Source organism: Marinomonas mediterranea MMB-1, from assembly GCF_000192865.1.
Lineage (GTDB): Bacteria > Pseudomonadota > Gammaproteobacteria > Pseudomonadales > Marinomonadaceae > Marinomonas > Marinomonas mediterranea.
This window is the reverse complement of sequence record NC_015276.1, coordinates 3,522,108-3,535,176: the sequence shown is the minus strand read 5'-3', so window position 1 is coordinate 3,535,176 and position 13,069 is coordinate 3,522,108. Positions and strand designations below refer to the sequence as shown.

14 protein-coding genes are annotated in these 13,069 nt (G+C 43.6%); 12 read left to right on the top strand and 2 right to left on the bottom strand.

Annotated elements, in window-relative coordinates; genetic code table 11:
* Positions 1–97 precede the first annotated feature (97 nt).
* The 11 genes from MARME_RS16195 (at position 98) to MARME_RS16145 (ending at position 10,218) form a co-directional block, all read left to right on the top strand.
* On the top strand, positions 98–835 hold the full coding sequence (locus MARME_RS16195; RefSeq protein WP_041647962.1) for an RNA polymerase sigma factor FliA: 738 nt from the start codon (positions 98–100) through the stop codon (positions 833–835).
* 58 nt (positions 836–893) lie between these two features.
* The gene (locus tag MARME_RS16190; protein WP_013662334.1) at positions 894–1,274 is read left to right on the top strand and encodes a chemotaxis response regulator CheY; all 381 of its coding nucleotides are present in this window, start codon (positions 894–896) and stop codon (positions 1,272–1,274) included.
* A 13-nt stretch (positions 1,275–1,287) separates the two neighbouring features.
* Positions 1,288–2,076 carry a protein phosphatase CheZ gene (locus tag MARME_RS16185; RefSeq protein WP_013662333.1) on the top strand — a complete coding sequence of 263 codons (789 nt, stop codon included), beginning with the start codon at positions 1,288–1,290 and terminating at the stop codon, positions 2,074–2,076.
* Between the two features lie 12 nt (positions 2,077–2,088).
* Positions 2,089–4,443: a chemotaxis protein CheA gene (locus tag MARME_RS16180; RefSeq protein WP_013662332.1), complete on the top strand. Its 2,355-nt coding sequence runs from the start codon at positions 2,089–2,091 to the stop codon at positions 4,441–4,443.
* 25 nt (positions 4,444–4,468) lie between these two features.
* Positions 4,469–5,533, top strand: coding sequence for a protein-glutamate methylesterase/protein-glutamine glutaminase (locus tag MARME_RS16175; RefSeq protein WP_013662331.1), 1,065 nt, complete (start codon positions 4,469–4,471; stop codon positions 5,531–5,533).
* Positions 5,533–6,270: a motility protein A gene (locus MARME_RS16170; RefSeq protein ID WP_013662330.1), complete on the top strand. Its 738-nt coding sequence runs from the start codon at positions 5,533–5,535 to the stop codon at positions 6,268–6,270. The genes MARME_RS16175 and MARME_RS16170 overlap by 1 nt, the downstream gene beginning before the upstream one ends.
* Entirely contained in the window at positions 6,263–7,105 is an 843-nt protein-coding gene (locus tag MARME_RS16165; RefSeq protein ID WP_013662329.1) for a flagellar motor protein MotB, read from the top strand. The genes MARME_RS16170 and MARME_RS16165 overlap by 8 nt, the downstream gene beginning before the upstream one ends.
* A 67-nt stretch (positions 7,106–7,172) precedes the next feature.
* Positions 7,173–7,946: a ParA family protein gene (locus MARME_RS16160; RefSeq protein ID WP_013662328.1), complete on the top strand. Its 774-nt coding sequence runs from the start codon at positions 7,173–7,175 to the stop codon at positions 7,944–7,946.
* Between the two features lie 7 nt (positions 7,947–7,953).
* Entirely contained in the window at positions 7,954–9,279 is a 1,326-nt protein-coding gene (locus MARME_RS21570) for a chemotaxis protein CheW (RefSeq protein WP_049787788.1), read from the top strand.
* An 11-nt stretch (positions 9,280–9,290) separates the two neighbouring features.
* Positions 9,291–9,782, top strand: a complete 492-nt coding sequence (locus MARME_RS16150) for a chemotaxis protein CheW (protein ID WP_013662326.1) — start codon at positions 9,291–9,293, stop codon at positions 9,780–9,782.
* Positions 9,783–9,801: 19 nt separating this feature from the next.
* On the top strand, positions 9,802–10,218 hold the full coding sequence (locus MARME_RS16145; RefSeq protein WP_013662325.1) for a DUF2802 domain-containing protein: 417 nt from the start codon (positions 9,802–9,804) through the stop codon (positions 10,216–10,218).
* On the opposite strand, the gene MARME_RS16140 is transcribed toward MARME_RS16145, so the two are convergent.
* The gene (locus MARME_RS16140) at positions 10,209–10,457 is read right to left on the bottom strand and encodes an EscU/YscU/HrcU family type III secretion system export apparatus switch protein (RefSeq protein ID WP_013662324.1); all 249 of its coding nucleotides are present in this window, start codon (positions 10,455–10,457) and stop codon (positions 10,209–10,211) included. The two genes, MARME_RS16145 and MARME_RS16140, sit on opposite strands and share 10 nt — an antisense overlap.
* Entirely contained in the window at positions 10,457–12,295 is a 1,839-nt protein-coding gene (locus MARME_RS16135) for a flagellar hook-length control protein FliK (protein ID WP_013662323.1), read from the bottom strand. The genes MARME_RS16140 and MARME_RS16135 overlap by 1 nt, the downstream gene beginning before the upstream one ends.
* Positions 12,296–12,465: 170 nt before the next feature.
* Here MARME_RS16135 and ccmA point away from each other — a divergent pair, with 170 nt between their 5' ends.
* Positions 12,466–13,068: a cytochrome c biogenesis heme-transporting ATPase CcmA gene (gene ccmA, locus MARME_RS16130; protein WP_013662322.1), complete on the top strand. Its 603-nt coding sequence runs from the start codon at positions 12,466–12,468 to the stop codon at positions 13,066–13,068.
* Position 13,069 lies beyond the last annotated feature (1 nt).

Genomic DNA, 13,069 nt, shown 5'->3' with positions numbered 1-13,069 from the left:
AAATATGTTATTAGTGACAGCATATAATAATTGAATGTAGTACATTTAAGTTGCGCACTGGTAAATCAGTGTTGGGAAAAGGTGAAAACGCGGTTTTATGCAATCAAAGCACGGTTATAGTACCTATTCGAAAAAAGCAGCTCTTTCTATGGATGCCATTATTCAACAATATGGTTATCTGGTTAAAAAGATTGCTTACCACTTGCTAGCTCGACTGCCCAATCATGTGGACGTCGATGATTTGACGCAAGCAGGAATGATTGGTCTGATAGAAGCGTATAAACGTTTTGAGTCGACTAAGGGAGCTTCGTTCGAAACTTATGCAGGCATAAGAATTCGAGGCGCCATAATGGATGAAATGCGTAAAAGTGACTGGGCTCCAAGATCGGTAAGACGAAATGGAAGGGCGGTCACTGAGGCAATTAAAGAATTAGAAGGTAAGCTTGGACGAGACGTAACAGATAATGAAGTTTCTGAGCACATGGGAATTAGTGTTGATGAATATCATGAAATTATGCGTTCATCGATGTCGACACAGCTTTTTAGTTATGAAGAAATGCTTGAGAGCGAGCATGGAAGTAACGAAATTAATATAGAGTCGGATGATTCCCAGCCTTACGATGTTGTTGAAGAAGGAGGGTTTCAAAAGCAACTAGCGGTTGAAATAGATAAACTTCCTGAAAGAGAAAAGTTAGTTTTATCTCTTTATTATAACGAAGAACTAAATCTGAAAGAGATTGGTGCTGTACTAGGTGTTAGTGAGTCTAGGGTAAGTCAAATACATAGCCAAGCGGCTATGCGTTTGAGGGCTAGATTAACGGATTGGCGAGACTAATATTATATGAGTATTGAAATACTACCTTTGTGGTGTGGAGGTTGCATTGGATAAAAACATGAAAATCCTGATTGTTGATGACTTCTCAACGATGAGACGAATCATCAAAAATTTGCTTAGGGATTTGGGATTTACCAATACGGTTGAAGCGGATGACGGCACGACAGCGTTACCGATTCTTCAAACAGGAACCATCGACTTCCTTGTAACTGATTGGAATATGCCAGGTATGACCGGGATTGAGTTGCTTCGTGCTGTACGTGCGGACGACAAACTCAAGACGATCCCAGTGTTAATGGTTACCGCAGAAGCTAAGCGGGATCAAATCATTACCGCTGCGCAAGCTGGTGTAAATGGTTATGTAGTAAAACCATTTACAGCGGTTGCACTTAAAGAAAAAATCGAGAAGATTTTTGAGCGAATTGATTCTGCGAAATAATAGGGGCCTTTGAATGTCAGATTTTAAGGAATCTAAGCTTGGGGATTTCGAGACTACCGTAAAAGACGGTGCTATCGATTTACTTAATAAGCTTGAGGCCGGCGACTTTAGCGGTGCTATTAAAATCATCCAAGAACTGAGTGAAGCTCGCCATAAGAGTTTTTATCATGAAGTAGGTACGTTGACTCGTAGTTTGCATGATGCTATCCGGGACTTCCAAATAGAGTCCATGGAAGATGTGTTAGAAACTGCGGACGGTGATAACAATTCACGAATCACAGATGCATCTGATCGTTTGACTTATGTTACCGAAATGACCAGTTCTGCTGCGAATAAAACGATGGATATGGTCGACAGCAGTGTTCCGGTTGCAAGCGAGTTGAAATCTCAGGCCGAATCACTGCATAAAGATTGGAATCGTTTGATTCAACGCGACTTAACACCACAGGAATTCCGAGAGTTGTATAAGCGTATCGATGCTTTCTTGGGGTATACCAAAGACAGTGCGAACACCTTGCATGGCAATTTGAATACCATCCTACTAGAACAAGGATACCAAGATCTAACCGGGCAAGTAATCGCTCGTGTGAGTGAGTTGATTAGAGATGTAGAAGAGAAACTCGTTCACTTGGTGGCTGTCGCAGGACGCGTAGACAGCATCTCAGGGCTCGAGCACGAAATTGCCGAAAAGGAACATGATGATAATCGAGGTCATGGTCCGGCGGTCAATACTGAAAACAACCCAGAAGTACTGAATAGTCAAGACGAAGTAGACGACTTGCTATCAAGTCTTGGTTTCTAAGAGGAGCTGAGGATGAGTTTCGAGGTCGATGAAGAAATTCTACAGGATTTTTTGGTAGAAGCTGGTGAAATCCTGGAGCAGCTTTCCGAACAATTAGTAGATCTAGAACAAAACCCTGAAGACAACGCGTTGCTTAATGCGATCTTTAGAGGATTCCATACGGTTAAAGGTGGCGCAGGCTTCCTTCAATTAACTGCATTGGTTGATTGCTGTCACTATGCTGAGAACGTGTTTGATATATTGCGTAATGGTCAGCGAGTCGTTGATGCTGAGTTAATGGATGTGGTATTACAAGCGCTCGATTCTGTTAATGAAATGTTCGAAATGGTTCGTAGTGGACAAGAGCCAGAACCTGCAGACCCTGAACTCATCAATGCTTTGAGTCAGTATGCTAAGCCTCCTTCTGCTGAAGAGTTGGCGTCAGCCGATGAAGAAGACGAAGTAGAAGAGCCTGAGGAAGAGGAACCTGTTTCTAGTGGTTCCGTTGAGCAGCAAAAAGGCGAATCCGATGATATTTCAGATGATGAATTTGCCTCTCTTCTTAATGCGCTTGGCGACGAGGCTCCGAAACAGGAAGATGAAGCCAAAGCGGATGCTGGAAGCGATTCGGATGACATCACCGAGGATGAGTTCGATGCCTTGCTCGACCAGCTTCATGGTGGTGGCGCCCCAGGAGTTGACGACAGTGATGCAGATTCTAAGAATGGAGCGTCGTCAAACGCAGCTCCTAAAGAGTCTAAATCCGATGCGGAACCTACTTCTGATGATATTACAGAAGATGAGTTTGAAGCATTGCTGGATCAGTTACATGGCTCTAGTGCACCGGGTGTTGATGATGACGCTGCTGCGGACGTTGTCAAATCAGCTGAACCGAGCCAGAGCGCCGATACTAAGAGTGCGCCAGAATCAGCCGCCCCTAGTGGTGCCGAGTCTGATCTGATTACAGAAGACGAATTTGAGTCTCTCTTAGACAGCTTACATGGTAAGGGTGCTCCAAGCAAAAATGCTGCTAGCGAGTCAGTTACTGAGTCGAAACCTAAAGCCGATAAGGCTGAGGCCAGCGAGAAAAAAGCAGAGCCTAAATCAAAAGCGAAGCCTAAAGCAAAACCAAAAGCAGCTGCACCGAAAAAAGCTGTTGCGCCGAAAGCTGCAGATGCTGCACCGAAAGAGTCTAAGGAGAGAGCGAATGCTCCGGTAGCTCAAGAAACGACTGTTCGTGTTGACACTAAACGTTTAGATGACATCATGAACATGGTCGGTGAGTTGGTATTGGTTAGAAATAGGCTTGTTCGACTAGGTCTTCAAAGTGAAGACGAGTCGATGTCTAAAGCTGTATCAAACTTAGATGTCGTAACTGGCGATCTTCAGAATGCGGTTATGAAAACCCGCATGCAACCAATTAAGAAAGTATTTGGTCGATTCCCACGAGTGGTTCGAGACCTAGCTCGAAATCTTAAGAAAGAAGTTAATCTTGAGCTTCGCGGTGAAGATACCGATTTGGATAAAAACCTTGTAGAGGCATTGGCGGATCCATTGGTTCACTTGGTGCGAAACTCGGTTGACCATGGTATAGAATCGCCAGATGTTCGAGAGGCAAACGGCAAACCTCGTATGGGGCATGTAATTCTTTCTGCTGAGCAGGAAGGTGATCATATTCTGTTGTCCATCGACGATGATGGTGCAGGTATGGATGCTCAAGTGCTGCGTAATAAAGCGGTAGAAAAAGGGGTTATGGACGCTGATGCGGCTGAACGCTTGTCAGATGAAGAAGCGTTTAATCTTATCTTTGCTCCTGGTTTCTCAACGAAGAAAGAAATTACGGATGTATCTGGCCGTGGCGTTGGTATGGACGTGGTGAAAACCAAGATCAATCAACTGAATGGTACATTGGAAATACAGTCTGTTCTTGGGCAAGGGTCGCGCTTTAGTATTAAAGTGCCACTAACCTTAGCCATTATGCCAACATTAATGGTGACGTTAGGCGATCAAGCGTTTGCGTTCCCATTGGTGAGCGTAAATGAGATCTTCCACCTTAATCTTAAAAAGACAAATGTGGTAGATGGTCAGCAGGTTGTCGTTATTCGAGGTAAAACGTTACCAATCTTCCACCTTAAGAGTTGGTTGGTGAAAAACGCCGATTATAATTTAACACCTGAAGAAGCGCATGTTGTTGTGATTCAGGTCGGTATGACTGAAGTTGGGTTTGTAGTAGATCAACTTGTTGGTCAAGAAGAGGTGGTTATTAAACCGCTCGGTAAAATGCTACAAGGTACTGCTGGTATGTCTGGTGCGACAATTACGGGCGATGGTCGCATTGCTTTGATACTGGATGTGCCGAGTATGCTGAAAAACTACGCTTCTCGATAATCGGTTTGAGCTAGGAGTATAACGTATGCCTGTAAAGGTATTGGTGGTCGATGATTCTGGTTTTTTCCGTCGTCGATTGGTTGAAATTTTTGATGCAGACCCTCGCCTGAAGGTGATAGGGACAGCGAACAACGGTAAAGAAGCGGTAGAAAAGGTTCAGTCCTTATCACCTGATGTTGTGACCATGGATTATGAAATGCCAGTTCTGGATGGCATTTCAGCGGTTACTAACATCATGAAGCTGAAACCTACGCCGGTGTTAATGTTTTCTTCGCTTACTCATGAAGGGGCGCAAGTAACATTGGATGCCCTTGAGGCGGGTGCTGTTGACTTTATGCCTAAGAATTTTGAGGATATTTCTCGAGATTCTGCTGTGGTGAAGCATACATTGGTTGAGCGTGTTATTACGGTTGCTAGAACACGCTTAGGTGGTGGTAAGGGACCTGCTCAACCGGTCGCTAAGAAAGCAGTAGCTAAGAACATCGTTACTGAACGTGGCGTAATTATTCCGCGAGCACGTAAAAAAGTCGGTCTTGTTGCAATCGGTACATCCACTGGTGGCCCTATGGCACTACAGACGGTTCTTAAGCGATTGCCTAAAGACTTTCCTGTGCCACTTGTGCTAGTACAGCATATGCCTGCAGCCTTTACACATGCTTTTGCAGAAAGGCTTAATCATATTTGTCAAATTCAGGTTAAAGAAGCTCAGGACGGTGACAAGCTGCAGCCAGGCGTCGCGCTACTTGCTCCAGGCGGTAAGCAAATGATGGTTGATCCTCGTAATGGTGGTTGTGTCCGAATATTGCAAGGTGATGAGCGACTCAATTACAAACCATCTGTAGATGTTACTTTCGGGTCCGCATCTAAATGTTATCCAGGCAAAGTTCTCTCTGTTGTTATGACGGGTATGGGAGCTGATGGCCGCGAAGGCGCTCGTATGCTAAAAGATACTGGGTCTCGCGTATGGGTGCAGAGTGAAGATTCTTGTGTTATTTATGGCATGCCTATGGCCGTAGAGAAAGCGAACCTTGCTGATGACGTTATCCATCTAGATCATATTGGTGACCGGATTATCAAAGAGGTTTTCTAGTGGATTTCCTAACGATAGGCGGTTTGCTAGTCGCATTTTGTTCTGTATTTCTTGCGAACTGGCTAGGAGGAGGGGAAGTTATTCTCCTTCTCAATCTGCCTTCTGCCATTATTGTTATCGTGGGTAGCATGGGAGCAACTCTCATGCAAAGCAGAGTCAAAGATGCGTTAGACGCTGCTAAACTCCTTAAATGGTCTCTCTTCCCTCCTAGTTACGACCTCCAAAAAGCAAGGCTACTCGTTGGTACTTTATCCAATAAAGCTCGGCGTCTTTCTCTTGTTTCTTTGGATGCTGATATCGCTGCACTGGGTAACTCTTTCGCTACTCGAGCATTGCAAATGGCGATTGATGGTGCGGACCCAGATATGCTCTATGAAAGGCTTCATGACGAAGCGATTCGTATTCGAGATAAGCGACAATCGAGTATTAGCTTTTTAGAATCCGTTGGTGGATATGCGCCGACTCTAGGGATAATGGGATCTGTACTGGGGCTCATTCAGGCAATGGCTAACTTAGACAGCCCAGAAGCACTCGGTCATGGTATTGCTGTCGCGTTTGTTTCGACCCTTTACGGGCAAGGTTTTGCGAACCTTGTTGTTTTCCCTATTGCCAAAAAGCTTTCTAACTACTGTGATCAGGAGTTGCTTTATAACCAGCTTTTGATCGATGGGGTACATGGCATTGCTATTGGGAAACACCCTCAGCGGTTAGATTTAGAATTGAGCGGCTATGAATGAGCGCCCCAAACCTATAGTTCGTAGAAGACGCGAGCCTTACAACCCTAGAAGTTCAGCTGACAAAGGAAAAGATCGCTGGGTGCTATCCTATGCAGATTTCATTACGTTGTTATTTGCTTTCTTCGTGGCGTTGTATTCTATTTCTTTAAAGCAAGCTGGCAATGAAAAGCAACTTACAGAAACATTGAATGGTGTTTTTGATGCAGTCCAAAAATCGGTTAAACCGATTAATATCGGTGATCCTATTATCGGGGAGCCAGATGGTGAGGAGATTCTTGAGGTCGAACCCGAAGAGGCTGAGGAGTCTGTTTCAAAAGGGGAAGAAGGTTCTCCCGATAATTCAACACCTTCCCAAATATACGACCTTTTAAACGAAGTAATTTCATCACAGTTTTCTTCTTTAACTCAATCGGGGAAAGTATCGATATCGGAAAATGAAAGCTGGATTAGCTTGGAACTAAAGTCCGGTCTTTTATTTGGTGAGGGGGAATATGAGTTAACCAATGAAGCTGTTGCGTTGCTCATTGTTATTTCAAATATATTGAATTCGTACCCTTCTCCTGTTTTGGTGGAAGGTAACACCGATGATCAACCCGTTTCTGGCGCTGCGCCTTTTTCATCCAATTGGTCGTTATCCAGTTTGCGAGCGTCTGCTGTAGTGGATGAGTTAGTCTTTCGTGGTGTAAACCCGAAACTGATTGCCCCAATTGGTTTTTCAAGTGAACACCCCAAGGTTAGAAATCGAAATGATGACTCAAGAGCTCAAAATCGTCGAGTTACGCTTAAAATCAGTAAGTTAAGGACGGATAATCTCTACGATTACTTGTTTAATTAGGCCGATACTGTATATGATTACAAATATTTTATATAAATAGTCTTATTGAAAACGTTGGGGAGATAGAGTGCACATTTGGGCGGTAGCAAATCAAAAAGGTGGTGTTGGAAAAACAACAACAGTTGTGACCCTGGCCGGCCTCTTGGCAGATGCTGGTCATCGCGTGTTAATGATTGATTTGGATCCTCATGGCTCTCTAACAAGCTATTTTAGATTTGATCCTGATTCTATTGAGCACAGTGGTTATGACCTATTTCAGGTCAATGGAAAAATTCCAGATAGTTTACCTCCGACTTTGATTTTAGAAACTGGACACCCTAACCTCTCCCTGCTTCCAGCGTCAACAGCGTTAGCGACGCTTGAGCGACACGCTCAAGCCCAAGGTGGAATGGGGCTTGTTATATCAAAGACATTGGCTATTCTCTGGGATGACTACGATTATGTTTTGATAGACAGTCCACCGGTATTAGGCGTCTTGATGATCAATGCGTTGGCGGCATGCCAACAATTGGTGATTCCGGTGCAAACTGAGTTCTTAGCGATAAAAGGTTTAGAAAGAATGGTAAGGACGCTCAGCATGATAAATCGTGCTAGAAAACGTCCCGTTCCCTATACAATAGTCCCCACATTATTCGACAGACGTACTCAGGCTTCGAATAAGAGCTTGAGAAGTATAAAAGAAATATATGATGAAACGGTATGGCACTCTGTTATTCCTGTTGATACAAAGCTTAGAGATGCGAGTACAGCGGGGATCGCGCCATCAGCGCTGGATGCAAACGCCAGAGGTGTAAAAGCTTACGCTAGTTTAATGGACTCCTTACTTAACCCACCTGGGTAAGATGGTAATGAAAGATACAAAAACTCAAGAGCAGGAGTTAGTTGGTCCACAGAAGGCGTTGCAAAGATACTTAGATGATCTATTGCAGGACGCCACTGAGCCTTCTATGTCTGCTGAATTATTAGTAGAAAACACGCTTCCGTCAGAAGAGCAACTTGCTGAAGAGCCTGACACTGTTTCTGAAGACTTGTCTTTTCAAGAAGAACTTGGTGATTTACAGACTAACGACGCAGCACTTGAAGAAAATGAACACAACTCTAGTGATAGCCTCAATGACGAGGAGGGCGAGCTTGATGCATTAGATTTGTCTTTTGCTGACTTTGAGGCAGCGATTCAACCGCTTCAACAAGAGTATGAGGCGGTAAGTGAATCCACGGTAGCAACGGCGACAGTGGAAGAAGACTCCTTGGGTCTCGGGCTTACTGTGGGGACATCTGAGTTGTTGTCGATGGACGAGCAGTTGTCCGAAGCGTCGACGCTAGAAGATCTGCCAACCGAAGCGTTAGATGCCGAAGCTTTGGAAATAGAAGACGCGGTAGAAGAGCACGCTGAAGTTGTTTTAAGTTCTCTGGAAGATGAAACTGAGTCACTTGAAGAATTAGCCCCAGAAATGGAGGTAGATTGGCCGAGTGAAATGGCGGCCCTTGACTCTGTTGTATCTGAAGACTTTGATTCTGATAGCGTAGAAAGTGTTGTTGAAAACAATTTAGCTGAAAGCAGCCTAGCCGATAGCGACGTCGTTGATAGAACGGTAGTTGAAAGTGATGTGGTTGATGTTGAAGCTATAGAGCCTGAAAGTATAGCGGATGTTGAGCCTGAGCTCGAGCTAAAGAAGCAAGTTGCTCCTACGGATCCGTTGCCTTGGGCTCAGAGCCGCTTTGAGTGTTTGCTTTTTTATGTTGGTAAATTAAAGTTGGCCGTTCCATTAGTTGAGTTGGGTGGTATACATCAAGGTAATGATGAAAAGCTGACGGCTATTTTTGGCCAACCTAAATGGTTCTTAGGTATGTCTAACGTCGGTGAGTTTAACCTTCGTACAGTGGATACCGCTAAGTGGGTTATGCCCGACCATTATGAAGGCGAACTGAAAGAGCATTTTAAGTTTGTAATACAGCTTGATCGCTCTGATTGGGGATTAGCATGTGAGTCGGTTGCAGAAGCGATAACATTAGAGCCGTCTGCGGTGAAATGGCGTTCTGACCGCAGTCGAAGACCTTGGTTAGCAGGAACTGTGATTGATCATATGTGTGCAATATTAGATGTACAAGGTTTTATAACATTGTTGGAAGACCCTGATAACGGTTTTCGAAAACACTTAAAGCATGTGGACTGAGGAGGTAGCTTATGACTACTGGTCGCGCGTTAAAAGAAGCAAAAGAACATGACGATCCAATGTTGCAATGGGTGACATTCCGATTGGACAGTGAAATTTATGGCGTCAATGTTATGCAAGTGAAAGAAGTGCTTCGTTATACGGAGATTGCACCTGTTCCTGGAGCGCCTTCATTTGTATTGGGGATTATTCATCTTCGAGGTACGGTTGTCACTGTTATCGACACGTGTCAGAAGTTTGGGCTATCGAGTGGAGAAATTACGGACTCGACTCGGATCATGATCATGGAAGTTGAAGGCCAGATCATTGGTATTTTAGTGGACGCCGTATCGGAAGTTGTTTATCTAAGGCAGTCTGAAATCGAAGTGTCTCCTTCAGTGGGTAATGATGAATCTTCTAAATTTATTCAGGGCGTCTGCCATAAGAACGATATACTTCTCATTTTGGTTGACCTAGATAAATTGTTATCTGAAGATGAGTGGACTGAAATTGGCTCGCTCTAAGCATTTGTGTGGTTTATAAATGGAATCGCAGTGGATATTTAACCTGCTACTTGTTCTGCAGTTTGTGTTTATTATTGCTTTGGCTGTCTGGAGTTTTAGGCTGTCGTCTAAGCTTAAGCACTCAATGAAAGAGCAAGAAAAGGCGGATGCGAATCAGAAAAAACAGGTGCAGGTCCTAGCTTCTGGTTCTATTGGTATGGGGCGCCGTTTAGTCGCTATTGAAAAAAAGCTCAATATTGCCGTCGAGAGACAGTCAGAGATTATTTCAAAAGAAAGTACGGGTGGCGTTTCTTACAATCGAGCGATGGAATTGCTTGAGATGGGGGCGACGGTTGACGATCTTGTTTCGAAGTGTGGTTTAATTCGAGCAGAAGCCGAATTAATAAGTTTGTTAAAAAGTGAATCCCGCAGAAATTCAGACCACCCTTACTCATAAGCTTTCTTAATATTGTGAGCAAAAGCAATTATTTCTGCGACGGCTAAATAGAGCGATTCTGGAATTTCGTCGCCGATTTCCAGTGTCGCTAACACCTCTACTAACTCCGGGCTTTCATGTAGTAAGACATCATTTTCTTCGGCGACTTCCATGATACGCTCAGCCAGTAGGCCGGAACCTTTAGCCGTTACTTTTGGCGCATTTTGGTAATCGTATTGTAAGGCGACTGCTTTTTTCATTAGGTTCTCACATCAATCAGTCTTTCTGTTGTGGGCAACGGCTTTTCTTCTTCGTCTTTGAACTTGGTAATAAATGAGTCCAACCTGTCTAATTGGATGTCTTTGCTTTGCAATGACTGCTTTAAAGATGGAAACTGAGTTTTAATGATTTTTTCCGTTGTTTGGTTCTCTACGGCAAAGAGCGCACTGACCTTTTTTTCTTGAACACTGACCCTAGCTTCAAACCTTCCGGTTTCTTCAAAGTCGAACTTTAATTGGACTAACCACCTTCTTTTATGAGGTTCTAGATCGTTTGTTTCTTTGTCTTGGTCGATCTTGAGTTTCACCATTGATTGTTCTGAACCATTTTTAATTGGAAGCTCTACATGCAATGGATATAGGGTGTTGTCTGCGCTAGATTGTTCTACAAAATGTCTGAGTTGATTTGTTGATATACGGTCTATTGCACCTGCAATGGAGTTCATTGAGTTTGTGATGTGTTGATTGTTTGATATAGGTTGTTTGTCGCTCGCTGCATCCGTATTTTGTTGAGCGTTTTGCAGTCGTATTAGGTTCAGTTTCAGATCTTTAGGCACTTCATCAGTATGCCTCGCTAGATTCGATTCAGCAAAGACGCCACTATTTAATATTGCACTTTTTAGAGCGTTTGGAGAATCAACGAAACTTGCTAGGTTAGGTAATGTTTTAACGAGCTGATTTAAAGCGCTTTGAACTTTTGGCGGCAGGGGTTCGCCGCTCGATGATATGTTTTGCAAGAGTTTGAGTGTGTTTGTAAATTCTTGCAATGTAAGTTGGTTAGGAAGAGACTGCTTTAGCGCTTCTGTTTGAGGTGTGGCCGAGTTTGGAGTGACTTGGCTTGGCGTGAGCTGGATCTTACCTTGTTTATCGACAAATACCTGTATTGACTCACCTGCTTTTAGTGGTGTTTTTGTGGTTAAGGTGAACTCTTGAGTTCCGTCAGTAACCGTGGTTTGAAAGCTAGTTGTTTGTTGGTTATTCTGCGGCGCTGGATTTTGAGCGGTTGTGGCATTCGTCAATGTATTCGCGTTGATGTTCGCAGAGCTAGGTGCCGCATTAGTGTTGGGTTGAATATTAGAGGCCTGAGCCAAATTTGACGGTGTATTAGAATTAGTTGGTGTTGCGGAATTAGATGGCGTTGCAGAATTAGAGAGCGGAATGGAGCTAGAGAGTGCTTTCAAGGTGAAAAATTCAGAGACAACTTTAATATTTGCTATGACCTCTTTCGAGGAACTTATTTGGTTTGTACCTGTTTGAGTAGTCGCTGCTTGATTTGTGCTTGTATTGTTAACGTTTGCTTGGTTACTCGTGGTCGAGGCATGTGTGTTTTGTACTGGGCTACCACCTCTAGGAGGAGCATAGGTAAGTGTTGTTGAGCTGTTATTTGTCGATTGCGCTGGGAGCTGACTATTGCTTTGGCTTTGAGCCGGACTATGTTGAACGGAGGTAGTCGGACTCGCAACGCTATTTGATCGAGTGCTATTGATTATCAAGGTTGGGCTTTTACCGGTTGCATCTAGGCTACCTGAATCACCGGCTTTTATATTCGAGTTTGGTGTGTCATTCACAAGTGTGTAGGGTTGAGACTGATTGTTCGTCACTCGAATAAACTGCGTTGCCCCTTGCTGGGTTTGTGCTGTTTGAACGGACGTTACTTTGATTGGCTGGATGCTGTTTATAAGTTTTAGCTCACTGGTCAGCGTCGCTATCTTCCCTGTTAATGCTCCCGCACCGTTGCTATCAACTTTTTTACCATTGACATTACTATCAGCAATATTAGTCTTGCTGTTATTTAACAATGAGTTGATGTTGGAAAACATTATTTTTTTGATCCTTCGAAAGATATTTGTACTGTGTTTCTTTTATAATTGCGTCGCGTTTCTTTTATAATAGCTCAGAGAGCGGTTCTACGGCCCCGCACTTTTCCTAGATTAAGGTCGAACGTCATTTCTATACATAACGGCAGGGTGAGACAAAACTTTTGCGAAACATGATGTTATTGAGTGTAGAGCGCCTCGAAATTGAACGAGATGATAGGGTGCTTTTTTCTCCAATCACATTCGATCTATTGAAAGGCGAGATTATTAAAATAACCGGAGAGAACGGTGCGGGTAAAAGCTCGATATTGAGAGCAATACTGGGCTTTCTAAGCATTTCTGATGGCTCTATTCGCTATTTAGGTGGGCATTCTAAAGCGTCGTATGCTGAGTTTTTAAAAGAAGTCTTGTATATCGGTCATACAACGGGCGTGAAAGATAGCCTTACTGTTAGGGAAAACTTAACCCTGTTAAATGGGCCATTGCGTGACGACCAATTAATCAAAGTGGTAAATAGGCTACAACTTCAAGATTGTTTAGAGCAATTGTGTAGACAGCTATCAGCAGGGCAGAAAAAACGTGTTGCGCTAGCAAGTCTTTGGTTAACGACGTCTAGCATATGGGTGCTTGACGAACCGATTGCCTCGTTGGATTCTTCAGGGCAATCTATTGTTGAGGGAGCATTACTGGATCATCTCAAAGAGGGCGGTGCTGTTATTATGACGACTCACCAAGCATTAACAATACCTCACTACAAAGAGATAATTGTTCGTTAAT